Source organism: Pseudarthrobacter sp. W1I19, from assembly GCF_030817835.1.
Taxonomy (GTDB): domain Bacteria; phylum Actinomycetota; class Actinomycetes; order Actinomycetales; family Micrococcaceae; genus Arthrobacter.
In genome coordinates, this window is sequence record NZ_JAUSZR010000001.1 from 3,392,223 (window position 1) to 3,415,513 (window position 23,291).

General features: G+C 66.9%; 19 protein-coding genes. 9 read left to right on the forward strand and 10 right to left on the reverse strand.

From position 1 onward, the window contains the following. Window positions 1–4 precede the first annotated feature (4 nt). The 4 genes from QF038_RS15645 to QF038_RS15660 form a co-directional block, all read right to left on the reverse strand. Window positions 5–991, reverse strand: a complete 987-nt coding sequence (locus QF038_RS15645; protein ID WP_307611072.1) for an NAD(P)-dependent oxidoreductase — start codon at window positions 989–991, stop codon at window positions 5–7. Then, window positions 988–3,699: an alpha/beta fold hydrolase gene (locus QF038_RS15650; RefSeq protein WP_307611074.1), complete on the reverse strand. Its 2,712-nt coding sequence runs from the start codon at window positions 3,697–3,699 to the stop codon at window positions 988–990. Before QF038_RS15650 ends, QF038_RS15645 begins: the two co-directional genes overlap by 4 nt. Then, the gene (locus QF038_RS15655; protein ID WP_307611076.1) at window positions 3,693–4,715 is read right to left on the reverse strand and encodes a 3-oxoacyl-ACP synthase III; all 1,023 of its coding nucleotides are present in this window, start codon (window positions 4,713–4,715) and stop codon (window positions 3,693–3,695) included. The genes QF038_RS15650 and QF038_RS15655 overlap by 7 nt, the downstream gene beginning before the upstream one ends. Before the next feature lie 179 nt (window positions 4,716–4,894). Then, window positions 4,895–5,728, reverse strand: coding sequence for a hypothetical protein (locus QF038_RS15660; protein ID WP_307611078.1), 834 nt, complete (start codon window positions 5,726–5,728; stop codon window positions 4,895–4,897). A 98-nt stretch (window positions 5,729–5,826) separates the two neighbouring features. Between QF038_RS15660 and QF038_RS15665 the strand changes: the two genes are divergently transcribed. Both QF038_RS15665 and QF038_RS15670 read left to right on the forward strand, forming a co-directional pair. Next, complete coding sequence (locus QF038_RS15665) at window positions 5,827–6,318, forward strand: hypothetical protein (RefSeq protein WP_307611080.1); 492 nt, start codon at window positions 5,827–5,829, stop codon at window positions 6,316–6,318. Between the two features lie 253 nt (window positions 6,319–6,571). Beyond that, window positions 6,572–6,838, forward strand: a complete 267-nt coding sequence (locus QF038_RS15670; protein WP_307611081.1) for a hypothetical protein — start codon at window positions 6,572–6,574, stop codon at window positions 6,836–6,838. Window positions 6,839–6,883: 45 nt separating this feature from the next. On the opposite strand, the gene QF038_RS15675 is transcribed toward QF038_RS15670, so the two are convergent. Further along, on the reverse strand, window positions 6,884–7,780 hold the full coding sequence (locus QF038_RS15675; RefSeq protein WP_307611083.1) for a diacylglycerol kinase family protein: 897 nt from the start codon (window positions 7,778–7,780) through the stop codon (window positions 6,884–6,886). Window positions 7,781–7,968: 188 nt separating this feature from the next. On the opposite strand from QF038_RS15675, the gene QF038_RS15680 reads away from it, so the two are divergent. The 3 genes from QF038_RS15680 (at window position 7,969) to QF038_RS15690 (ending at window position 12,695) form a co-directional block, all read left to right on the forward strand. Then, window positions 7,969–10,713 carry a PEP/pyruvate-binding domain-containing protein gene (locus QF038_RS15680; protein WP_307611085.1) on the forward strand — a complete coding sequence of 915 codons (2,745 nt, stop codon included), beginning with the start codon at window positions 7,969–7,971 and terminating at the stop codon, window positions 10,711–10,713. Beyond that, window positions 10,710–11,309 carry a DM13 domain-containing protein gene (locus QF038_RS15685; protein ID WP_307611087.1) on the forward strand — a complete coding sequence of 200 codons (600 nt, stop codon included), beginning with the start codon at window positions 10,710–10,712 and terminating at the stop codon, window positions 11,307–11,309. The genes QF038_RS15680 and QF038_RS15685 overlap by 4 nt, the downstream gene beginning before the upstream one ends. Window positions 11,310–11,456: 147 nt before the next feature. Continuing rightward, window positions 11,457–12,695: an MFS transporter gene (locus QF038_RS15690; protein WP_307611089.1), complete on the forward strand. Its 1,239-nt coding sequence runs from the start codon at window positions 11,457–11,459 to the stop codon at window positions 12,693–12,695. Between the two features lie 114 nt (window positions 12,696–12,809). Here the strand turns inward: QF038_RS15690 and QF038_RS15695 are convergent, their stop codons facing one another. Then, complete coding sequence (locus QF038_RS15695) at window positions 12,810–13,226, reverse strand: CBS domain-containing protein (RefSeq protein WP_307611091.1); 417 nt, start codon at window positions 13,224–13,226, stop codon at window positions 12,810–12,812. Window positions 13,227–14,076: 850 nt separating this feature from the next. Then, on the reverse strand, window positions 14,077–16,227 hold the full coding sequence (locus QF038_RS15700; protein ID WP_307611093.1) for a glycogen debranching N-terminal domain-containing protein: 2,151 nt from the start codon (window positions 16,225–16,227) through the stop codon (window positions 14,077–14,079). A 309-nt stretch (window positions 16,228–16,536) separates the two neighbouring features. Here QF038_RS15700 and QF038_RS15705 point away from each other — a divergent pair, with 309 nt between their 5' ends. Further along, window positions 16,537–17,364 (forward strand): SGNH/GDSL hydrolase family protein, encoded by an 828-nt coding sequence (locus QF038_RS15705; RefSeq protein ID WP_307611095.1) that lies wholly within the window; start codon window positions 16,537–16,539, stop codon window positions 17,362–17,364. Between the two features lie 80 nt (window positions 17,365–17,444). Next, window positions 17,445–17,810: a DUF488 domain-containing protein gene (locus QF038_RS15710; RefSeq protein ID WP_307611097.1), complete on the forward strand. Its 366-nt coding sequence runs from the start codon at window positions 17,445–17,447 to the stop codon at window positions 17,808–17,810. A gap of 9 nt (window positions 17,811–17,819) precedes the next feature. Here QF038_RS15710 and QF038_RS15715 read toward each other — a convergent pair whose 3' ends face one another. Continuing rightward, on the reverse strand, window positions 17,820–18,155 hold the full coding sequence (locus tag QF038_RS15715) for a cupin domain-containing protein (protein ID WP_050056172.1): 336 nt from the start codon (window positions 18,153–18,155) through the stop codon (window positions 17,820–17,822). A 121-nt stretch (window positions 18,156–18,276) separates the two neighbouring features. Next, complete coding sequence (locus QF038_RS15720; RefSeq protein WP_307611101.1) at window positions 18,277–19,146, reverse strand: DUF1295 domain-containing protein; 870 nt, start codon at window positions 19,144–19,146, stop codon at window positions 18,277–18,279. Between the two features lie 163 nt (window positions 19,147–19,309). On the opposite strand from QF038_RS15720, the gene QF038_RS15725 reads away from it, so the two are divergent. After that, on the forward strand, window positions 19,310–20,236 hold the full coding sequence (locus tag QF038_RS15725; RefSeq protein ID WP_307611102.1) for an SAM-dependent methyltransferase: 927 nt from the start codon (window positions 19,310–19,312) through the stop codon (window positions 20,234–20,236). Window positions 20,237–20,252: 16 nt separating this feature from the next. After that, window positions 20,253–21,929: an FAD-binding dehydrogenase gene (locus QF038_RS15730; protein WP_307611104.1), complete on the forward strand. Its 1,677-nt coding sequence runs from the start codon at window positions 20,253–20,255 to the stop codon at window positions 21,927–21,929. A gap of 326 nt (window positions 21,930–22,255) precedes the next feature. Here the strand turns inward: QF038_RS15730 and QF038_RS15735 are convergent, their stop codons facing one another. After that, complete coding sequence (locus tag QF038_RS15735; protein ID WP_307611106.1) at window positions 22,256–23,188, reverse strand: YncE family protein; 933 nt, start codon at window positions 23,186–23,188, stop codon at window positions 22,256–22,258. Between the last annotated feature and the right edge of the window lie 103 nt (window positions 23,189–23,291).

Genomic DNA, 23,291 nt, shown 5'->3' on the forward strand with positions numbered 1-23,291 from the left:
GCCCTCAAGAACCGCCCTGCGGCCGGGAGCCGTAGTGCTCGGCCAGCTTCGCCAGCCCCTCGTCAATGGAGACTGCGGGGGTCCAGTCGAGGAGTTCCCGGGTCTCGCGCTGGTCGAACCAGTGCGCGGTGGAGAGCTGTTCGGCGAGGAACCTGGTCATCGGCGGCTCCTCTTCCCGCCCGGCCCAGATCCAGAGCTTCTCCACCACAGCCCCCGCCGCCCGCGCCACCGCACCAGGCACGGACCACGACGGCGGGCGGACGCCTCCCGCGGCGCAGATGCCTGCCAGCAGCTCGCCCACCGGGCGGGGCTCGCCGTTGGTCACCACCAGAGCCCTGCCATGGATGTGGTCCATCCTGTGCAGCGCGGCGACGATGGCCGTGGCGGCATTGTCCACGTACGTGGTGTCGATCAGGGCCCCACCGGCGTCGAGCAGCGGCAGGCGTCCCTGCTTGGCGCGTGCCAGGACCCGTTCCACCAGTTGGGTGTCGCCCGGTCCCCAGACGATGTGCGGGCGCACCGCCGCCACCCGGAAGGCAGGAGAGTCAGCTGCGAGCGCCAGCAGCTCGGCCTCGGCCTTGCTGCGGGAGTAGTCTCCGTGCGCATGCTCCGGGTCGGCCGGCTCCGCGCCCAGCCCGGCGATGGCGGCGCCGGAATTGGCCACCGACGGGGAGGACACATACACGACGTCCCGCACCCCGGCGGCACGGGCGCAAGCGAGCAGGCGGCGGGTCCCTTCGACGTTCACCTGATCGAACTCCGCCGCGCGGCCCGTGAAAGAGACTTTTGCCGCCAGGTGGATGATTCCGCCGGCGCCTGCAACTGCTGCCCGGAGCGCCGCATCATCCGTGACGGACCCGCAGAAGTCCGTGGCGCCGTCGACCCCCGATGGGCGGCGCTGGAACGTCGCCACCTCATGCCCCTGACGTACCAGCAGCCGGGCAACCTCTCCCCCGAGCAGCCCGCTGGCACCGGTGACGAGGACCCTCATGGCTTTCCCGGCCGGCCGCCAGCAAGCACCCGCGAAGCCCAGCGGGACAGGCGGGTCCGGTCGATCTTGGCGTTGTGCCGGATGTCCGTGGGCTGCGCGGGAACCACGAGCACGGCGGAGACTTTCACGCCGGCCTCCAGTGCGGCCTTCCGGACCCGCCCGGCCAGCTGCGGCCCAGCGGGTCCGGCTTTCCGGACTGGAGGGGAGGTCTCGACGACGGCCACCACGGCCTGGGTGCCCGCGGGTCCGACGCCGGTGATCGCCGCCAGCCGTACGCCGTCCAGTCGTTCGATGGCCTGTTCGGCACCCACGGGGGTCACCACGCCGTCGGGTCCCGTAACAACATGCGCAAGGCGTCCTTCCACCCAAAGCCTGCCCGCGGCGTCGAAGTGCCCCACATCGCCGGTGCGGTGCCATCCGGGCAAGCTGGCACTCTCCCGCTGGACCAGCCAGAGCCTGTCGTACGCTTCCTTGACGTGCGGGGCGCACACCAGGATCTCACCGGTCACTCCGGCCTCTGTCACGGGATCGGCTCCGGGGGCGGTGCCATCCGCCGCCAGCGGGACGACGGCCACACGGGCGCCATGCACGGGCCACCCCACACACACGCCGTTGCCTGCTCCCGCCACGGCGTCTGCTCCAGCGGAGGTGCCGGCGGCAGCATCGGCGTCGGCCGTTTGGATCTGTTCCAAGCTGATGTCGGTGACCGGCAGCGCCTCCGTCATCCCGTACGGGGTGTGCAGCGAGGCCCGGGGCATGAGCCGCTGTACCTCTGCCAGCAACGGTTCCGGGACGGGGGCACCGGCGGAGAGCAGCAGTTCGACACGTTCCAGAGCTTTATGCCCTGCGCTGCTGAGGCCATCTTGCGTGGCAAGGACGTTGCGCAAAGCCGCCGGCGAGGCGAAGACCGCCGTGGCGTCGATGGCCGCGGCAGCGTCGGCGAGCGCGTTCGCCGTCAAGGTGCGCGGCGCGGTGACGTCCATGGCCGGGGTCACCGACACCGCACCGAGCGCCGGACCCAGCAGCGCGAACGGCGCGAAGCCTGCCACCAGCCGGGCACCGGGACGGATCCCGAACGTTTCGGCCACCGTGTCCCGCATCGCCGCCAACTTCCGGTGCGTATAAAGCACACCCTTGGCTGGGCCGGTGGAGCCGGAGGTGAAGAGTACGGCGGCCGGGGCATCCGGGTCCACGCTGTCCGGCAATTGCGCCGCACCGGGAGCGGCGCCGCTCCGGGCCAGCTCGTCAAGGGAGGTCTCCACGCCTAGGATCCGACGGCGGGCGGCCGGGAGATCCCGCACGCTGATCCGCCGCCCGGGCCAGCCCAGCAGTGAAGCGGCCGCGAACGCCTTGTCGATGCCGATGAGGACATCAGGGGTGGCGCCTTTGACGGCGCGGCTCAGGCCCCTGGTTCCCAGTCCGGCGTCGGCCACTACCACCACGGCGCCCAGCCGCAGGCAGGCGTAAAGGGCCACGGTCAGGTCCACCCCGGGCGGAACCATCAGGCTGACACGGCTGCCGCTTTCAACCCCCGCCTCCTTCAGCCCCGCGGCGAGGTTCAGGATGTTACGGTCCAGCTGCCGCCAGCTCAGCGAGCGGGCAGCTGTGCCGTCCGGCGCCATTTCCACGACGGCGGTGTCCGCTCCCGCCGGTCCTGTCGCCTGCTGCTGGAGCGGGTGCCAGAGGGGCCGGAATTCGGCAGGGCCTGGCTGCGCCGCGTCCTGCTCCTGGCCGCCGGCAGGCGTTGCTTCAGATCTCGTGGACTCGCCTTCGCTGGCTTCAACGTTCCCGGCGAGCCACTGGAAAACCGGCGTGGCAATGTCCCGGTCCTCCGCCACAAGATGGCCGGCGCCTTCGAAGCGGTGCACCTTGGCGTGCGGGAGCCTGCTGATGAGGTCCTTGAGGTACCGGTCCGAGAAGATGGGATCCCGCGGGCCCCAGAGCATCAGCGCCGGGGCTTTCAACCCGCGCAGTCCTTCCGCCACGCCACTGAGCGCCGCGAAACTGGGATGCGAGGCGTCCACCGGAATGTCTGCAACAAAGTTCCCCACTCCCGCCCTGCGCTCCGCTCCGCGGTAGGGGGCCATGTAGGCGCTGCGGATATCGGCGGAAAGCGGCGGGTGCGCCAACGAGTGCGTCACCCGCAGGAAGGCGTCCGACGTCGTGGTTCCCCACTTGTGCAGGGCGGGGTGCAGGGCAAGCCGCAGGGCCGGCGGGATGGCCTGGCCTGCGGGCTGGTGCACGGCCGTGTTGGTCAGCACCACCCCGGCCAGCTGTTGCGGATGCGCGAGGGCCCAGCCCAGGCTGATCACGCCGCCCCAGTCGTGGCCCACAGTGACAACCGGCCCGTCCAGGGCCAGGGCGTCCGTGAGGTCGCGAAGGTCATTGATCCGGTGGGCCAGCCGCCGGAAAGTGCCGGTCCGCTCCGAGTAGCCCATGTCCAGCTGGTCTACCGCGACCACGCGCCACGGGTGGGCGGGATCGGATCCGGCAGCGAGCAGCGTCCGCCACAGGTATGACCAGGTGGGGTTGCCGTGCACGCACAGCAGGGTGCCGGCGGGGACCAGGGCACGGCGGGACAGCTGCGGGCCGTTGTCCAGCAGGTGCCAGCGGCGCACGGTGCCTGGCCGATCGGCGTCGGACGTGGAAGCTACCTCGATTTCACGCGACCACTCCGGGTCCACGCCGGGCCAGTTGGCGGCTACCAAACGATTTCCATCATGGCGGTGTTCAGTCCGGATCCGACGCCCATGCAGAGCACCCGGTCCCCCGTCTCGAGGGATTGTGCCTCGGCCGCGAGGGTCATGGGCAGCGACGCCGGACCCACGTTGCCCCAGTGCGGGAACGTGATGGGCACCCTGGCAGGGTCCAGGTCGATCGCGTCGATGATCGCTTGGGTGTAGGCGTTGCTCACCTGGTGCGTGACGTACCGGTCCATGGCGGCCCAGTCCCACTCTGCCCGCGCCTCATCCCAGGCGTCGACGACGAGTTGGAGGCCGCCGTCGAGCAGTCCCTTGGTGTCGGTGGCCATGCCGTCGATGCCGCCCACGCACAACTCATGGTGTTCGGTGCCGGCGCGCATCACGCCGCCCACCACCCGGTGCGATCCGGGGTGCTGGTCCGCGGGGCCCAGGACGGCGGCGGCGGCACCGGATCCCAGGGTGAGTGTGGCGAACTCCCGGTTGAAGTCCTCGCGTGTGGTTTCGGGCCGCTGCAAACGGGCCAGCGTGGCCTCCTGCGTGGCTTCGGCATCCTCTCCGTTGACGATCATGGCGTACTTGATCTGGCCGGAGTCGATCATGTTGGCCGCCAGTGTCAGTCCGTTTACGAATCCCAGGCAGGCGTTGGCGAGGTCAAAGTTCATGGCCGACGACGGCAGGCCAAGTCCGTGGTGGATCTTCACCGCAACGGACGGTTCAAGGTTGCGACGGGTCACCGAGGTGTTGATCAGCAAACCTACCTCGGACGCTTCGACGCCGGCCTCCGCCAGCGCCTTCGCGCCCGCCTCGGCAGCAGCGTCATCGAAGGAGGTCCCGGCCGCCCACCAGCGGCGGTGCGTTACGCCGGCAACGCGCTCAAGCAGCCGTGTCGGGAACTTCAGCCGCTGCAGGGTGGAAGCCAACCGGCGGTCAAAATCCGTGGAGCTCACGATCCTTGGAGCCTCGACACTGCTCACCGAGAGCAGCGCGGTGTTACTGTGCCGGAAGGTTGCATTCCCTGCCAATTCAAGCCCCTGTTCGTCCGTCCTGCATTCACGCGGCGATGTACCCATCAAGGCAAACGCAGAGCTTAATAATGCCGGTCCGTGACCGGCATCCGCGAAATGCCAATGGTAAGCATGCTTAGGATAGGATACAGCGGCATTCAGGGACTGCCCCTACGCAACAGGCTGGCAGGTACCCCTCAAGGCTGGCTGGCTGGAACAAGCCGGTAGGCGAAGCGGCCCTCCAGCCCACCGTCCGGGATCATGGTGAGGTCCGCTCCCTCGGTAGGCAGCTGCACGGGCGCCTTGAACATCGTCCCCGTGCAGGGCACCTGCACGGGAGCCAGGACTTCAACACCTGCTGCCGTGGACACGGACAGCTGGGCCCCGGGCAGCCAGTCGCAGACGAACTGCAGCTCGTACTGGCCCGGTGCCGCCATGAGCGTTGCCGTGCTGGTGATCTTTCCGCTGCTGCTGCCGCGAAGCTCGCCGGGGAGCCGTGGCTGCAGCTGCTGCGCCGACCACTCCGACAAATCCTCCAGCTCCGACGCCCGGCGGTCCGGATTGGTCTGGACTTTGACCCCCGTTGCGGCAGGCTTGCCCGATGGCGGGACCGCGCTGATGGTGATCGGCCCGCCGTCGTGCCTGACAAAGCGGTCCAGCGAGGAGCCGCACTCAAAGCTGGACGCCTCCGGTTCCCCGTCACCCTTCACGATGGTCAGTTTGGCCCCGTACGTCCCGGCACAGGCACCGGAAACCATATAGTCTCCGGGCGCCAGAACCAGGGACAGCCTCCCGGCGGGCTCCGCCTCGGACGGCATGCCCGGCTCTGTTGGGGAAGCCTCGAGCCGGCGGGCCACCTCGTCCGCGTTCTCCCCGAAGGACCGGGGCTGTGGTGTTGCTGCCGGCGGGGAGGCCGGAGCCGCCTGTTCATCCGGGCCGCTGTACTCACACCCCGCAAGGGCCATGGCCAGAACGGCCACTCCGAACAAAACTCCTCCGCGCCGTGCCGGCACTCCCCCAGAAGCTGACATGGCTTCGAGTCTATGGCCTCCTGCCGGATGCCGTTGCCTGAGGAGACCCGTGGCTGCGCGGCGTAGGAAGGAGGGGCCAAAGGGCGCATAGTTGAACCATGACCAGTCCTTACACCCGCGGCGACTCCTTGAGCAGCGGCGCTTCCCGGGAACGCATCAGGCTGGCGCTCGTGGAATACGGCGCCACGGACGTTCTTTTCAGTCAGCGCGGAAACCGGAGCGCTATCGCCTTCAGGGGCGGCGGAAGGCAATTCCGGATTGTAGTTTCCTTGCCGGACTCTGACGGGAGCGTGATGGTCCCGGGGGACACAGCGCAGGGCCCCATGGGCGAAGCGAAGGCAAAGGCGCTCGAACGCGCCAACCGCAGGTTTTGGCACGCCCTGTCCGTGTCAATAGACGCCAAACTAGCAGCGGTGGCGGCAGGCCTTGCCACTCTGGAATCCGAATTTCTGGCCCACGTGGTTCTCCCCGGGAACCACACGGTTCTGGACGAGCTCGAACCGGTCATCGAGTCTGCTTACCGGTCTGGCCGGCGTCCCTCCTTCGGCGATTCCGCCCCGTCTTCGAGGCTGGCTCCGGCGGTGCCGTAGCTTGGCGTAGATTGCCCCGGCTTCACCGGCTGAATGTGGGCTATTGGAGCGTAGACTCGCTGTACGTCGGGACGGCCGTGACTGGACATCTGGTTCCCTGATCAACGCGGACGGCCATGATGGAACCACAGGCCGGAACAGGCATCAACCGTTGCCCTCGCTGCAGTGACCCGGCCCCGGGTCTCTGACCCCGGCACAGCCGTTCCACGTTTCCAGCGGACGGACAGTGCATCCACACGAACGTTGGCGCGCAATGACCGACACCTTTATCCAAGACCAGTGGCACCGGCTTCCTTCAACGGTCACGCAGTGGCTGATAGATAACCCTGGCTGCATGATCCTTCCGCGGACCTTGTCTGCGGAAATCAGTGCAGCCACCGGCCACCCCCTCAACCAGGACCCTCACGGCGAGACTACGCTCTGCCAGGAGGATGTGGATTTCATCCGCATGAAATCGCATGAAGCCGAGACCGCGGGGCCGGATGGCGGGTACACGTTCTTCGACTCCGTGCAACCGTAGGCACCTCCCGGAGACAACACCAGGACTGCATGCGGCAAAGATCCGTCAAGTGGTGGCGAGGGCGCCTTTGGCGCTTTCCACGAGGACGTGCGTGCCCGCCTGGATATGCACAACTTCGCCGTCGATCTGGCAGGGAACGGCGTTGCGCGTGGTAAAGGCATAACTGCTGACGGCGGGTTGATGGCCCAGGCCCAGCGTGACGGCGCGCAGTGTCATCAACGCCATCTTCCACCGGCCGGCATGGGGCAGCGTCACCACCTCGAACCGGCCATCGACCGGGTGGTGCGCCTCGCTGGCTGTTCCGTACTTCGCCATCCGGGAGATGTTGGCCAGGATCAGGCTGTCGAACTGCGCCGTGGCCCCGTCATCCCGCACAAGCTCGAACGGCCGCAGGCCGGAGAGGGTCCGGGCAACGGAGATGAGTTCGAGGACCTTTCCTTTTCCGCCCTTTTCGATGCCGATCGCCATCAACGGCGTGAGCCCGAACCCCACGTAGGAGTGGGCGTACTGGACCTGTTCACCGCCGGCGCGGCGGAATGTGATGCGCAGCAGGTCAATGTGCCGTACCCGGCGCTCGCGGATGGCGTCCGTCAGCGGCCTTGCGGGCAAGCTCCGATGATGGTCATTGGCATTACCTGCAAGAAGCACCGTGCACACCGCCCTGCTGCCGGGAACGTCCATCACCCCGTTGACTACCTCGTTGTATCCGCCATCGCCGCTGACTGACACGATGAGCGGGGCTCCTCGCCCGGCCTCGGACCTCGCCAGGTCCCTGGCATGCCCCGCAAAGCCTGTCGGCAGAAGCTCAACAGGCAGGCCCTGCAGGTCGAGGGCCAGATCCCGCTGCAGCGTTTCTATGCGCCCGGCCATTCCGGCCCTGCCTGGATTGAAGATCAGGACTAAGCGGTCGAAGGGGGCGGCAGGTGCCAGGTCATCAGCCATGGTGTTCATCCTTCAGGCGCTGCTGCGGTTAAGTCCAGCCGAGGCCCTGGCGACCGCCGTTCCGCCCTGCCAGCAGTCCCCGATGAACGGGCCACGCCCGGAAGTTATGGCCACCCGCCCGCTGCAGTGCCAGTATGTGGAGAACCAGTTCACTCCAGGCACCCCATCCAGGCAGCAAGGACTCGCTCATGAGCTTTATCACCGATTTGGCCGATGTTGGACAGGGCGACCTAGCCGGGGCCGGCGGCAAGGCCGTGGGCCTTGGCGGCCTCATCCAGGCCGGCCTGCCGGTCCCGCCGGGGTTTGTCCTCACCACTGCCGCCTACTCGCACTTCGTCCACGAAAACCAGCTCGACGCCGCCATCCAGGATTTGGCCACGCTCCCGCCGCAAGCGTCGCCCCAGGAGTATGAGGAGGCCTCGGAGCGGATCAGGTCACTGTTCCACGGCGGCACTGTGCCGGCAGGGATTGCGGCCGAACTCGCCGAAGCCTACGGGCGCCTCGGCGGGGACGCTTCAGTGGCGGTCCGTTCCTCGGCCACCGCCGAGGACCTGGCCTCCGCCAGTTTCGCCGGGCAGCAGGACACCTACCTGAACGTCCGCGGCATGCAGGCGCTGACTAAAGCCGTGATCGACTGCTGGGCTTCGCTCTGGACGGCGCGCGCCATGGCCTACCGTGCCCGCGAAGGCGTGGCGCCTGACCAGGTGCGACTCGCCGTCGTCATTCAACAGATGGTGGAGGCGGACGCTTCCGGGGTGATGTTCACCGCCAACCCCACGAACGGGCGGCGGGACCAGACGGTGATCAGTGCCGCGTGGGGCTTGGGCGAATCGGTGGTGGGCGGAACGGTCACCACGGATGACCTAGTGGTCGACGCGGCGACCGGCACGGTGCTGTCGCGGCAGACAGCCGACAAGGACGTTATGACCGTCTACGCGGAGAACGGAACGCAGGAGCAGCCGGTGGCGGAAGCCCGCCGTCGTACGCCGGTGCTTGGTGACCGAGCAGCCGCCCAGCTGGCCAGCTACGGCCGGCAGATCGCCGCCCATTTCGGTGCCCCGCAGGACATCGAGTGGGCGCGGGCCGGTGGCCGGTTCTACATGCTGCAGTCCCGGCCCATCACGGCGCTGCCCGAGCCGGCGGCCGACACCCCGGACACGTGGCCCCTGCCCTATCCGGACGGGCTCTACTTCCGGGCGAGCATTGTGGAACAGCTGCCGGACCCGCTCACTCCGCTGTTCGCCGACATGATTGACGGCTCCGTGGCGCGGTCGCTAAACGCCCTGATGGCCGAGGCCCTGGGCAGGAACGTCATCCGCGACGGCGACGTGGGACTGCCCACCATCAACGGCTACGCCTATTACTATTACCGCAACTCGGGCATGCGCCGGATGATGGCCAGGACGCCAAAGGCCCTTGGTGCCCTGGCCCGCGGCAAGGCGCATATGGGAGTGGCCGGCTGGCGGGGGTTTTCGCACCCGCGGTACGTGAAGGTGATCAAGGACTGGGCGGCCAGGCCGACGGCGGGGCTGACGGGCGAGGAACTGCTGGCGGGAGTGCAGGCGTTGCTCGACGCCGGAACCGTGTACTACACGGCCGTGCAGTCCATCATTCCGCTCGCGGCCACCAGCGAGATCGCCTTCCGGGCCTTCTACGACAAGCTGGTCCGGCGCGACGGCGATCCCCCGGCCCAGACGTTGCTGCTGGGCTTCGACAGCCAACCCATTCAGGCGGAGAAGTCCCTGTACGATCTCGCGGGCTGGGCGCGGAGCGATCCCGGGCTGACGTCGGCCCTGCTGGATGAGCCGACGGCGGTGCTCACCGAGTCCCAGCGCACCGGCACCCCGCCCGCCGGGGTGAACGATGGCCTGTGGCAGGAATGGCGTTTCGCGTTCAAGGAGCATCTGGCCCTCTACGGCCATGGAGTCTACAACCTTGATTTCGCCAGCCCGGTACCTGCTGACGATCCGTCCGCCCTGCTGGAAACGGTGAAGTTCTACCTGGGCGGGCAGGGCATAGATCCGCATGAGCGGCAGCGGCTGCTGACCGAGCGCCGGGAATCGCTCACTGAGCAGATGGCCGCGCGGCTGGGGCCGCGCCGCCGGGCCGCCTTCCTCCGTCTGCTCCGGTGGGCGCAGGACACAGCACCGATCCGCGAGGACGCGCTGGCCGACGTCGGCCTGGCCTGGCCGCTGCTGCGGCAAATGCTGCTCGAACTCGGGCAGCGGCTGGTGGGCTCCGGCGTCATCGCTGCTCCGGACGACGTGTTTTGGCTCCGGCACCAGGAGCTGCGGAGCGCGGTGGAGTTCGGCCTTGCCGCGCCGGGCGCGCGGGCCGCCGTCGTTATTGCCGGAGCCGGGCGGCCCGTCCGTGCCGCCGCCGTGGAGGAACGCAGGATGCTGTGGCGGGGCCAGGCGAAGGCCGCCGCACCGCAGATGCTTCCCGAGAGCCGCTGGATGGACAAGGCCTTCGGATCCATGATGCCGGCCGGCCCCCGGCAAAAGCCCGGCGGCGTGATCAAGGGCGTGGGAGCAAGTGCGGGCAAGGTTACTGCTCCCGCCCGCGTCCTGACGGGTCCCCAGGACTTCGGCACCATGCAGCCCGGCGACGTCCTGGTGGCCCGCATCACCACGCCCGCGTGGACATCGCTGTTCGCGATGGCTTCCGCCGTGGTCACCGACGTGGGCGGTCCGCTGAGCCACAGCTCCATCGTGGCCCGCGAGTACGGCATTCCCGCCGTCCTTGGTACCGGCGTGGCCACGCAGCGGCTGGCCACCGGCCAGCGGATCCTCGTGGATGGCGACGCCGGGACGGTCACGGTTGAGGATGCTTCCCCGGACCGGGCGGCCGTCGGGGACGCGCCGGGCAGCTCCTTGGCGAACGGCTATCCAGGCCGGAACGGCGCCCTTCGGCCGGGCGTTGACAGGTTATGAGAAAGCGCATAATCATCCCGGCTGCGCTTCTCATTGGCGCCATCGTGGTGGCCGTGGGCCTCTACCTGTTCCAGCCCTGGCGGATCTTCACCAGCTCAACGGTTATCGAGGATCTTCCGGTTGCCCCCACCCCGGCCTCGCAGTCGCAGGGGCCCACGGGAGCGCCCTCCACACCGGCCGCGGGCGCTGCGCCTTCCGCCGGTACCACGCCCTCCGCGGGCCCCGCACCTTCCGCCGTCGCCGCTCCGCGGGAACTGGCAACAGGCCAACTCATCAGCCACGAACACGCCAGCTCGGGAACGGTGAAGATCCTCGAGCTCCCTGATGGAAGCCGGATCCTGCGCTTCGAAGGCCTTGACACCTCAGACGGTCCGGATCTCCGGGTATGGCTCAGTGACGCACCGGTGGTAGAGGGAATAGCTGGCTGGTATCTGTTCGACGACGGCCGCTATCTCGACCTGGGCGCGCTCAAAGCAAACAAGGGCAATCAGAACTATGACATCCCGGCCGCAACGGACCTGGGCGCCTACACCTCGGTCAGCATCTGGTGCGCCCGTTTCACTGTGTCTTTCGCCGCCGCCGAGCTGACCGCATAGCCCGCCCCGGCACCCGTTGGATGTCCGCTGCGCCACGCCGGAACCTGCGCGGAAGCCCTTAGTTCACCGGGTAAACTTGTTAGAGGAACTGTTAGGCCAGAAGCGCCCGGTTCCACTCTCCCTCCCCCTTGAATGGAACACCCCTTAATGTCCTCCGCGATTTCCGCGCCGGCGCCCCAGCGTTTCCCGCTGGCCGCCATGATGGTCCTGGCCACCATCGCCTTCACCGCCATCACCACCGAGCTGCTCCCGTCCGGCCTGCTCCCCCAGATCAGCACCGGGTTGAACGTGTCCGAACCGGTGGCCGGCTACCTCGCCGCGGCCTACGCCGCCGTCATTGTGGTTACGGTGGTGCCCGCCGCACGGCTGCTGGCCAACATCCCGAAGCGGCCGTTGCTGGTGGCCCTGGTCCTGACCTTTGCGCTGAGCAACGCCCTGGTGGGGCTGGCCCCGGACTTCACCTTCGCGATGGTGGCACGGCTGGTGGGCGGCCTGGCGCACGGGCTGCTCTGGACCACCATGGCCCCGTACGTCGCCCGCGTGGTCCCTGCGGACAAGGTGGGAAAGGCCCTGGCCATTGTCTTCAGCGGCAACAGCCTGGGCCTGGCTATCGGCGCACCCATTGGCACTGCGCTGGGCACAGTCCTCGGCTGGCGCTCGGCGTTCCTTGCCCTCGCCGGGTTCGGTGTGGCCCTTGCGGTCCTGGGCTTTTTCTTCCTCCCGTCTGTCAAGCGCGGCGCCGGCGAAGCCCGCCCCTCCATGCGCGCGGCCATCGCCCAGCCCGGCGTGAAGTCCGTGGCCATCGCATGGCCATTGCTTGTCCTGGCCCACTTCGCGCTCTTCACCTACATCGCTCCGTATATCCGCGAGGCCGGCCTGCCGGACTACGCCATCAGCCTCTCCCTTACCGTCCTGGGCGTCTCCGGCCTGCTGGGCATCTGGATCGCAGGAATGACCGTGGATTCCCACCCGCGCCGTTCGCTATTGATAACGACGGCGGCAATTGCAGCTTCGATGCTTGCCTTGCCGTTTGTGGGTGGCAGCCTCTTCTTCGCCCTGGCTTTGATGACCGTGTGGGGCGCGGGGCTGGGTGCCATCGGCATCTACAACCAGTCCGCCATCCTCCGGGCAGGCCGTGAAAACAAGGACGCGGCCAACGGGCTGACGGTCCTGACCATCCAGCTGGGCATCACCATCGGCGCCCTCTACGGCTCCGCCGCGCTGGTTGTTGCCGGGCCTTTGCTGGTTCCCGCGGCGGCTGCGCTTCCGGTTCTTGCCGCGCTGGCGATCGCTTGGGCCGGCAAGACTGCGGCCTACCCGCCGGGCCCCCGCGAGTCCACGTGGAAGAGCCCGCGGCCTGTTAGGGAACCCGAAGAGTCACACTAAACAGTTTGAGACTCCTCACGCTGTAACGGCGTTAAGGCCCCACCATGGACGGCACTGAGGCGACCCGGGCAGCCAGGTTCACGCTACCGGCTCACGCTGCCGGCCGAGATTCTGTCAGTAAAAAGAGATCAGCTCCACGAGTTCCCCCACCCTGTCTTCCGGGTAGTTTCGGGCGATGTCCGCCTGGGTGAGGATACCCACCAGGTCATGGCCGTCAATGACCGGCAGCCGACGTACCTGGTGCTCTTGCATGGTGCTGATCGCTTCCTCAATCGAATCGTCCGCACCGATGGTCACCGGCTTGCCCTGGCCGAAATCCCCTGCCTTTGCATTTCGCGGATCGCCGCCCTCCGCGAAGCATTTGATGACGATGTCCCGGTCCGTGATCATGCCTTTGAGCCGGTTGTCCTCTCCGCAGATAGGCAGTGCGCCAACGTTCAGTTCCTTCATCTTCCGGGCGGCTGCTTCCAGCGTTTCGTTTTCACCAATGCATTCAACCCCGCCGGTCATGATTTCGCGTGCTGTGGTCATGGCATTTCTCCTTCGGTTGCGCCCCGGCGGCGTCACGAAGTTCCCCTGCTCCGGGGGTTTCCCAGGACTTCGTCGCCTCAGGGGACAGTTCTCCCTATCCTGCAATTCAAAGCGCATGCAGCACCGGGCACACGAGTATTTACTACCTGCATTTGAGAGCCCCGCGATACTCAGCCGGCACTCCACGGGCAGCTCAACCGCGAATTCCCCTGGCACCCAATCTGCGCCGCCGCCCCGGCGGGTGAGCCGTTGCGGGGTGGATGCGGTGCCACGGCTTCTGAACGTGGTTTACGACGGGGTCCGTTGGTGGGGATGCTGTTGCTACCACCGATGACCCACGCCTGCGGCGGCGCAGGCGGAGGAGTACGAATACGGTCAAGCCCAGCCAGGCCAAAGCCACACCAAAAATCAGGAACACCGCCGGCATCGCATCCATGGCTCAGTCTAGGCGCGAGGCCATGTATGCGGCTTACTCGTTTTCCAGCGCCGGACTACGTGCTTGCCGGCTATCCGGCGGCGGGTACCTGCTAAGGCTTCTGCCTCTTGCGTGCCAACAAAGAAAGGAGCCGGCGACGGCTGGGGGGTGGTGCCCGCGGTCTCGAACGGACACTCTCGTCGCCGGCCCCTGCCTGGTACCTGAGGGACTCAGGAAGTTCAACTGGCGGAAGCCTCAGCGCCGTGAATCTCAACTGCGCTGTGCATCAAGCCTATGCAACACCCCCCGGGTGCGGCACGAGTAGCCGGTACTCGTTTACGGGCCGGCGCCTTACCTGCCGAGCCTGGCCACGCCAAAGGCTTACGCGGCGAAGGGATAGCTTCAGACGGTTCTGCGCCAGGACCGGCGCCAGCCTCAATCGGCGGCCAGGACCGAACGCATCTTGACCAGTTCGTTCAGCGGCGGGCGCGGCTCACGGCGCAGCCTGATGTTCTCGGGCAGGCCCCGGACATCGACTGTTTCCCCCTCGATGTGGATCGAGAGCCGGTTGTCATCGCCGGAAAAGGGGACGTTGTCGAAGTGGAAGTAGGTGTTGTGTGGGGGCAGCGTGGGTGCAAGCCACACCTCGTCCCAGGGCAGCCCGGGATCGAACCGCAGGAGCGTCCGGATGAGCTGAACAGGGGCGGCCGACGCCCAGGCTTGCGGGGAACAGGAGGCAGGGTATGGGACCGGCTCCGGGTAGGCTGCCCGGTCCAATCCGCAGAAGAGTTCCGGCAGCCGCCCGCCGAAACGGTCGGCCGCCTCCAGCAGGGAGTACGCCACTTTCCGGGCCTCCTTAACGAAGCCGTGCCGCATAAGCCCTGCAGCGGCGATCGCATTGTCGTGGGGCCACACTGATCCGTTGTGGTAGCTGGCTGGGTTGTAGGCGCCCATGTTCGTTGCCAGGGTTCGTATCCCCCACCCGGTAAACATTTCGGGGGACATCAGGTGTTCCACCACTTGCGGCGCCTTGGAGTCATCCACGATTCCGGTCCACAGGCAATGGGCCATATTCGAGGCGAGGGCGTCAACGGGTTTCTTGTCCCGGTCCAGGGCAATCGCGTAATAGCCGCGGTCCGGCAGCCAGAACTGGTCGTTGAATTTTCGTTTGAGGACGGACGCTTTGGCCAGGCAGGCATCAGCCGTGGCTCCGTCCCCCGCGGCGATCGCCATCAGCGCCCGGCCGAGGTACGCGGCATAGGCATACCCTTGGACTTCGCAGAGGGCGATGGGTGGCTCCGCGAGGGACCCGTCGGCGAAATTCACTCCGTCAGCGGAATCCTTCCAGCCTTGGTTGCGAAGGCCCTTTTCCGTTTTTCGCTGGTACTCGATGAAGCCGTCGCCATCGCTGTCACCGTAGTCCTCCATCCACCGGATTGCCCTGTCTGCTGCGGGAAGAAGCTGACGGGTCGCGTCATCGTCAAGCCCCCACCTGCTGAGCTCGGCCAGCACGACCACGAAAAGCGGGGTCGCGTCGACGCTCCCGTAGTAGACACCGCTGCCGCCCAGTGCGAGCCCGGCGGTGGCGCCGAGACGAACTTCGTGGAGGATTTTCCCGGGCTCTTCTTCCGAGGCTGCATCCATTTTGGTGCCCTGGTAGTCCGCCAGGGTCAGGAGGGTTCCCTTGGCCAGGGAAGGATCCAGGAGCAGGGACATAAACGAAGCGAGGAGGCTGTCCCTGCCAAACAGCGCCATGAACCACGGTGCCCCTGCAGCAACCACGGCGCGGTCCGGGTGCTCAGGGTTGAAAATGCGAAGGGAGCCCAGGTCTTCCTGGCTGCGCCTGATGATCTTCTCCACGGCGCGGTTCCGCAGGTTGGCCGTCGGCATGGACTTGCGCCAATGCATGACACGCTCGACAGCATCCGCCTCGGGAGCGCCGGTGCCGGCGGCCGGGGCCCCGGCTGCCCCTTCCAGCAGGGGTGTGGCCGAGACGGTGAAGGACCAGTGCCCATGGGCGGCAATGGTGGAGGCCAACACCAGCCTGTCCCCCTCGATTTGGGCGCCGGGGCAGGCGACGGCGATGCGCCGGGTGTGGCCGTCCCGCACCGACTCCAGCGTGACGCCGTCCTGCACCATCCGACGCGAGCGATGCCGGGGAACCCGCTTACCTTCCTTCACCTCGAAGAGGCTGGCAAAGTCGGCGTCAACAAATAGCTCCACGCGGCATAACTGTGGAGTCCGGGAGTAGTTATGCACCGTGACTACCTCCGTCAGGCTTGTCCCGAGCTTTCGTTCCCGGTCAATGAGGAGGGAAGTATCGGCGTGGTCGGGCCTGCGTGCCCTTCCAACGAAGACTCCGTGAAAGGGGTCCGGAGTACTCGCGGACAATGCTTCAACCGGCAGGCCCTGAACCTTCAGGGCCCAATCACTGATGAAGCGGGTGTCCTGGAAGAACACCCCCTGAGGGAGACCCGATGCCATATCCCCGTTGGAGGACGCTATGCAGAAGGAAGTCCCCTGAATCAGGGTGACTGCTCCGGGACCAGCGGAGCCGGCATTATTCTCGACATCCCCGTTGGCCATCCCGGCTTCTTCCACAGCACTTCACGGTCGCACCACCTCCCATAACTATCGGAGATCCTGCTGCCTTCCGGCAAGGGGGCACCTCCGGGCTTGCATGGAACCTGCGGCAGTTCTTTGGGTACACCGGAATCTCACTACGGGAACATTGCGGCCGGTCAAACGGTTATCACCATATAAGAATGTTCTTCCGCAGCGAAGGGAGGCAGGGCGATGAGATGGCGTGGCCCGGCTGCTACCCGGAGCCTTCTTCGCAGCGACGGCACAGCGGTTCCTCGGTCCCTGGAGCACAATGCCCCCAGTAGTGAAACCGTGCGCACTGAGGACGGGCTGCACCCGTGGAGCCGCTACGTGGCACTGGGTGATTCCTTCACCGAGGGGGTCGGAGATCCGGAACCGGCGAGCGCAGGAGGACTGCGGGGGTGGGCGGACCGTGTTGCCGAAGAACTGGCTGCCGGCCGGTCCGATTTCGGCTACGCCAACCTGGCAGTCCGCGGCCTGTTGCTGCAGCAGATCATGGACCAGCAGGTTGGCAAAGCACTGGCACTGCAGCCGGACCTGGTCACCTTGTCAGCCGGCGGAAACGACATGGTGTTCCACGGGACTGATCCGGACAAGCTCGCGGCCAAACTCGAGGCCGGTGTAAGCCAGCTGGCTCAGGCAGGCCCTACGATCGTGTTGTTCACCGGACCGGACTGGGGTTCCACCCTGGTCCTGGGCCGTAACCGTGCGAAGGTGGCCATCTTCAACGAAAACGTCCGCGCCCTCGCTGCCCGCCACGGCGCACTCATCGCAGACCTCTGGGCGCTGACCCAACTCAGGGACCCCCGGATGTGGGACCCTGACCGGCTGCACCTCTCGCCGCTGGGCCATCACACCGTGGCCATGGCGGTACTGGAAGCCCTCAACGTGCCGCACACCCTGCAGCCCCTGGAGCCCAAAGAACTGCCGGCGAGCAGCTGGCGCCAGGCAAGGGCAAGCGACCTGTCCTGGGCCAGGGCATACTTTGTCCCCTGGATGGTCAGGCAGCTCCGCCCCCACGGAGCGGATGAGGAGCTGCAGGCTAAGCGCCCGTACGCCGGCCCGGTGTTCCCGGCCGGAAACCCTTCGGCACCAGCCCTGGCCCACCTGAAGAGTTAGCGGTTGAATTGGTGCGCGATTGGTCGACATCCATTCGGGCCAACCGACACTAGGGGTGCCGGTGGAAAGGGGACCAGCTCATGGCGACGCATCATCCAGTGAAGGTACGGCGGATCTATGACGATCCGCTTCCGACAGACGGCACGCGCATCCTCGTGGACCGGCTCTGGCTACGAGGATTGACCAAGGAAAGGGCACACCTCGATGACTGGTGCAAAAGCGTGGCCCCCTCCACAGAACTGCGGAAGTGGTACGCCCACGATCCCCGGCTTTTCGATGAGTTCAGCCGGCGCTACCGGACGGAACTCCAGGAGCCTGCCGCAGCCAGAGCCCTTGACCATCTCCGCACCCTTGCCGGGCAGGGTCCCCTGACGCTGCTGACTGCCACCAAGGAGCCCGGAATCAGCGAAGCAGCCGTGTTGTGTGAGCTCATCACCGCAGGGTGAGGCGGGGACTTACCGGTCCAGCTTCACCGCCGTGAACAGCACCGCCGAGTCCTCCTCGGCCTCCAGGCTGTGCATCCCGTCCGGGACGATCAGGAGGTCCCCGGCCTTGCCCTGCCACGCCTCGCCGCCGGACTTGAGCCACACGGATCCCTTGATCACGAAGACTGTGGCTTCACCGGGGTTCAGGTGTTCGCTGAGCTGGGTGCCGGCGCGGAAGGCCATGACGGTCTGCCGCAGCCTCTTCTCGTGGCCGCCGAACACTGTGTCCGAAGCGCGCCCACTGGATCCGGACACGGCCGCTTCGAGTTGCTGGCGGGCCAGGGCATCAATCGATATCTTCTGCATGAGGACACCGTACCCATGGGCCGCGGGCGGATCGAGGTAAAGCTGCCAATTCCGCCGTAAAAAGAACAGCGACGGCGGCACCCGGCCGGGTGCCGTCGTCGTACGCCCTGATCCCAGCCCGCTACGTGAGCTTCGGAAGCAGGACCGGGGTGTCCTTTTTGTAGGCCTCATAGTCGGGCTGGCCGCCCCACTTCCTGTCCGCCTTCTCCTCAAGGGGCGGCACGCCGCTGCCCCGGATCAGCAGCAACGCCACAAACACCGGCGACACCAGGGCAACCCACTGCCAGCCCTGCAGCACCGGCAGGGCGATGATGGCCACGCCCACCCAGAGCGTGATCTCGCCGAAGTAGTTGGGGTGCCGGGACCTGGACCAGAGGCCGGTGCTGATGAAGCGGCCCTTGTTGGCGGGGTCGGCCTTGAAGCGGGTCTTCTGGGCGTCCGCCACCGTCTCCAGCGCGATACCCAGCGCCCACACCAGCAGCCCCACCCAGAAGAACCCGTCCAGGCCCACCTTCTTGTCCGAGGTGATGGCCACCCAAGCGAGGGCTGCGGTGAGCACCACCCACAGTCCCTGGAGGGTCCAGGTGTTCAGGAAACGGGCAAAGTCAGCCTTGAGCTCGTCGAAGCGGTCGTCCTTGCCGTGCTTCATCACCCGCCGGAACAGGTAACTGCCAAGCCGGGCCGCCCAGAGGACCACCATGGCCGCCAGCAGCAGTCCGCGCGCATCCACACCCGGGCTCGCCAGCACCAGGAACACCGTAATGGCGATATAGGTCAGGGCACCGGTGAGGTCGTAGAACTTTTCCGTCTGCGCCTTGTAGGACGGAACGAACACCAGCCACTGGATCACGAACGCGGCAGCCACGCCCAGCGCGAACACCGGCAGCCCGCCGATCGTGGAGCCGCCATGGCTTCCGGCCAAGGCGATGAGCACCCCCGCCACCACGGCGATGGGGATGCTGATGAGTGCCTTCCGGCTCTTCTCGTTCATGCGTTTGGTCCTTTCAGCGGAGCTCGCTCACCTAGTCTTCGGAGCGGGGCCGGTGTTGTATGGGTGGCCGTGCGCCATGCTGTGAGCGAAGCAGGAGGAGAGTGTCGGTCCCCGGGGGTAGGCTCCGTGTCAGAGAATTGACCACTCCCAGGAGGGGCACCACATGACGGAGTTCGAGGACCAGGGCGTGTCATTGACCGCGCTCGCCGTGGCTGCTGGCCGGGCCGTGGAAACCTCCCGGCCCGATGCCCTGGTGAAGGACCAGTTCGCTGCCGCGCTCGTAGAGGCGGCCCATTCGCACGTGGATTTCCCGACGGCGTGGCCTTCCCATTCCGAGGGTGTGTCGCCTTTGCAGCAGCCTCTCCTTCTGGCCTCCATTTACATCGGTGTGCGGACCAGGTTCATCGACGACTTCCTCCAGTCCGCCCCTGCCACCGCGCAGACTGTGGTGCTCGGAGCAGGGCTGGACACGCGCAGCCACCGGCTGGACTGGCCCGCGGGAAGCCGGGTCTTTGAAATCGACCACGCCAACGTCCTGGACTTCAAGGCCGGCGTGCTTGCACACCTGTCGCCGCCGCCGTCGTGCGAGCTCATCACCCTGGCCGCCGACCTGTCCGAGCCGTGGCGGGCACTCCTCCTGGCGGTGGGGTTCGACCCCCGCCAGCCCACCACCTGGGTCCTCGAAGGGCTGCTCCCCTACCTCGATTCCGCGGCTCAAAAAGCTGTGCTGGCAGAGGTGATGGAGCTGTCGGGTCCAGGCTCACGCGCCGTGATGGAGCGTGCCGTACCGCTGCCCAAGACCGAGGACTTCGAGGCCAAGCTGCGCGACTTCAGCCTGCAGACCGGGCTGCCCATGAGCAAGCTCCTGGCCCGGGCGGACCCGCCGGACCCGGAGGAACTGCTGACAGGGGCAGGGTGGCACTGCAAGGGGCACGCGGTCCAGGACCTCTGCGAAACATACGGGCGCACGTTGTCGCTCAGTCCGGCTGACCCCGCTGACCGCATAGACCCCGTTGACCCCGTTGAGGCAGGGCGGCAGCCCCCGCACGACCATTCCCGCGGCGGCTTTGTCACCGCTTGGCGACCTTAGTCGGAGGAAGCATTTGATGGACGCGGACGTCATTATCATCGGCGGCGGCCTGGCCGGGCTGGTGGCCAGCAACGAACTTGTGATGGCCGGCAAGCGCGTGGCCATCCTCGACCAGGAGAACGGCGCAAACCTGGGCGGTCAGGCGTACTGGTCCCTTGGCGGGCTCTTCCTGGTGGACACGCCCATGCAGCGCCGGCTTCGGGTGAAGGATTCCTTTGAGCTGGCGTGGCAGGACTGGCAGGGCTCGGCGCAGTGGGACCGGCTCGGCGGCGAGCATCCCGAAGACGAATGGGCGCAACAGTGGGGACGCGCTTATGTCGAGTTCGCGGCCGGCGAGAAGCGCCCCTGGCTGCAGGAGCAGGGCATCAAATTCACCCCGCTGGTGGGCTGGGCCGAACGCGGCGACGGCAGGGCCGGTGGCCATGGCAACTCGGTCCCGAGATTCCACGTCCCGTGGGGAACGGGCACCGGCGTCTCCGAACCCTTTGCCAGCAAGGCGCGGGCTGCTGCGTTGACGGGGTGGGTAAAGTTCTTTTTCCGCCACCGTGTGGACGGTTTAATGTTCGACGGCGGCAGGGTCACCGGAGTGCGCGGCAGCATCCTGACGCCCGATTCGTCGCCGCGCGGCGTGGCCTCCAACCGGGACGTTGCTGGAGAATTCGAGCTGCACGCCCAGGCCGTGGTCATCGCCAGCGGAGGCATCGGCGGCAACCACGATCAGGTCCGCAAATGGTGGCCGCAGCGCCTCGGCACTCCACCACGGAAGATGATCACCGGCGTGCCGCAACACGTGGACGGGCGGATGCTGGACATCGCAGACCAGGCAGGCGTCCGGCTGGTCAACCGCGACCGCATGTGGCACTACACGGAAGGAATCCAGAACTGGAACCCCATCTGGCCGGACCACGCCATCCGGATCCTGCCCGGGCCGTCGTCGCTCTGGTTCGATGCCCTGGGCCGCCGGCTCCCCGCACCCGGCCTGCCCGGCTACGACACACTGGGCACTCTCAAGCTGCTGCGGACCACCCCGGATATCCAGCAGTACAGCCATTCCTGGTTCATCCTCACCCAGAAAATCATCGAAAAGGAATTCGCCCTCTCCGGCTCCGAGCAGAACCCGGACATCACCAACCGGGACCTGAAACTGCTGCTCAAAGCCCGGCTGGGCCGCGGCGCCCCTGCTCCCATCGAAGCGTTCAAGGACCACGGCGCGGATTTCGTTGTCGCCAGCGACCTGGCCGAGCTGGTCAAGGGCATGAACGGCCTCACCGACGAGCCGCTCCTGGACTACCAGCACCTTCGCCGCCAGATCGAGGAACGCGACGCGGAAGTCCAGAACCGCTATTCCAAGGACATCCAGGTCACGGGCATCCACAACAGCCGCCGCTACCTCGGGGACCGGCTGTTCCGCACAGTGAAGCCGCACCGCATCCTGGACCCCGCGGCAGGACCGCTGATCGCCGTGCGGCTGCACGTTCTCACCCGGAAAACGTTGGGCGGCATCCAGACTGATCTCACTGGCCAGGCCCTCGGCCAGGACGGCTCCCCCATCCCTGGCCTTTACGCCGCCGGCGAGGCAGCCGGGTTTGGCGGCGGCGGAGCCCACGGCTACAACGCGCTGGAAGGCACTTTCCTGGGCGGCTGCCTCTTCACCGGCCGGACCGTGGGCCGGTCGCTGGCAGACAGGCTTTAGACGCGGAGCCAAAGCTCGCGGCTGTGCCCGGCTACCGCCCCGGTATTAGTCCCAGGTCCAGTCCGTTGCCGGATCCGCCGCCGGTTCGGCTCTGCGCCTCCGCAGCACGACGACGAGAACGGCAGCCCCCATAAGCAACAATGTCGCGGCCCCTGCCGCGATGGCCGGAGGCGCGGCAGAAAAAGCGCCGCCAGAGGGAACTGCGTCGGCATCAAAGGGCCCGCCGGTTCCCGTGGAGCCAGTATTCTCGTCGGCCGTGGGTGCCTCGGGAGAGGGACCCTGCAACCCGCCGTCGATCACTGTAAGTGATTTATCGCCCCGATTCACTACCGCCACTGAGCCGTCCGCCATGACTGCCAACCTGCCGGGTCTTCCCCCGTCGGGACCGTTTCGGCCACCCTGTCTGTTCCCGCCTGGATGACGGAAACCGTATTGTCCCCAGCGTTCGTCACGTATACCGTTCCGTCCGGCGCAGCCACCACTTCCTGCGGTTCGCGGCCCACGCGGATCCTCCGCGCCACCTCTGTGGCGCCCGGTTCAATGACTGCAACGTCATTCGAAAGGACATTTGCCACGTACACCGTTCCGTCCGTCGCTGCAGCAATCCCGTGCGGGCTCGACGTCCTGCCCATATCGATGGTGCGGGAGGGGCCGGATGCACCACCGGGCACCACGGTGACGGTGCCGGCGTGCTGATTTGTGGCGTAGGCGGTTCCGTCCTTCGCCACAGTGACCTCCACAGGATAGGGCCCGGCCTCGACGACGCGTTCAACGCGCGCCTGCCCGGGCAGGACCACAGACACCGTGCCTTCAAACGGGCTGGCCACGTACAGCGAACCGTCCGGCGCTGCCGTCAGCCAGTGCATGCCGCGGGCGAGCGGAATGGTTTCTGAAACTTCGTTTGCGCCGGGCTCAACAACGCCGATCTCGGTGTGCATATCTTCGCTGTTTTGGAGCACATACAGGGTGCCGTCCGAAGTCATGGCTATCGAGGTTGAAAAAAGGCCCGCCTGGATCTGCCTGGCCGCTTTAGTCTCCCCTGGCTTGAAGACGCTGACACCCCCTGCCGGGCTGTAGTCGCTGACATACAACAAACCGTCCGGTGCTGCCACTACGCCCAACGGCTGGCCCGGCGTATCAATCACCGTCGGGTCAGCGGAGGCAGGAGTCGCGGCATTCGCCGGTGGCGGTGACAGCAGCGCCGCTGCCCCCGCGACGAGCAATGTGCCTATGGCACGGCGGAAAGGATTGATTCCCACGATGTTTCCCCCAAAACTGTGGCCGGCCCTCCGGCGATCTTTAGATCCTACCGGCCGTGTGCCTGCGCGCGTTCCGTGCGCACCCCAACCGGCAGTGCCATTG

What these genes read in the sequence shown, in the direction of transcription:
- QF038_RS15645 (WP_307611072.1), bottom strand. Translation starts at nt 991, where the DNA reads ATGAGGGTCCTCGTCACCGGTGCCAGCGGGCTGCTCGGGGGAGAGGTT.
- QF038_RS15660 (WP_307611078.1), bottom strand. Translation starts at nt 5,728, where the DNA reads ATGTCAGCTTCTGGGGGAGTGCCGGCACGGCGCGGAGGAGTTTTGTTC.
- QF038_RS15665 (WP_307611080.1), top strand. Translation starts at nt 5,827, where the DNA reads ATGACCAGTCCTTACACCCGCGGCGACTCCTTGAGCAGCGGCGCTTCC.
- QF038_RS15670 (WP_307611081.1), top strand. Translation starts at nt 6,572, where the DNA reads ATGACCGACACCTTTATCCAAGACCAGTGGCACCGGCTTCCTTCAACG.
- QF038_RS15675 (WP_307611083.1), bottom strand. Translation starts at nt 7,780, where the DNA reads ATGGCTGATGACCTGGCACCTGCCGCCCCCTTCGACCGCTTAGTCCTG.
- QF038_RS15680 (WP_307611085.1), top strand. Translation starts at nt 7,969, where the DNA reads ATGAGCTTTATCACCGATTTGGCCGATGTTGGACAGGGCGACCTAGCC.
- QF038_RS15685 (WP_307611087.1), top strand. Translation starts at nt 10,710, where the DNA reads ATGAGAAAGCGCATAATCATCCCGGCTGCGCTTCTCATTGGCGCCATC.
- QF038_RS15690 (WP_307611089.1), top strand. Translation starts at nt 11,457, where the DNA reads ATGTCCTCCGCGATTTCCGCGCCGGCGCCCCAGCGTTTCCCGCTGGCC.
- QF038_RS15695 (WP_307611091.1), bottom strand. Translation starts at nt 13,226, where the DNA reads ATGACCACAGCACGCGAAATCATGACCGGCGGGGTTGAATGCATTGGT.
- QF038_RS15700 (WP_307611093.1), bottom strand. Translation starts at nt 16,227, where the DNA reads ATGGCCAACGGGGATGTCGAGAATAATGCCGGCTCCGCTGGTCCCGGA.
- QF038_RS15710 (WP_307611097.1), top strand. Translation starts at nt 17,445, where the DNA reads ATGGCGACGCATCATCCAGTGAAGGTACGGCGGATCTATGACGATCCG.
- QF038_RS15715 (WP_050056172.1), bottom strand. Translation starts at nt 18,155, where the DNA reads ATGCAGAAGATATCGATTGATGCCCTGGCCCGCCAGCAACTCGAAGCG.
- QF038_RS15720 (WP_307611101.1), bottom strand. Translation starts at nt 19,146, where the DNA reads ATGAACGAGAAGAGCCGGAAGGCACTCATCAGCATCCCCATCGCCGTG.
- QF038_RS15725 (WP_307611102.1), top strand. Translation starts at nt 19,310, where the DNA reads ATGACGGAGTTCGAGGACCAGGGCGTGTCATTGACCGCGCTCGCCGTG.
- QF038_RS15730 (WP_307611104.1), top strand. Translation starts at nt 20,253, where the DNA reads ATGGACGCGGACGTCATTATCATCGGCGGCGGCCTGGCCGGGCTGGTG.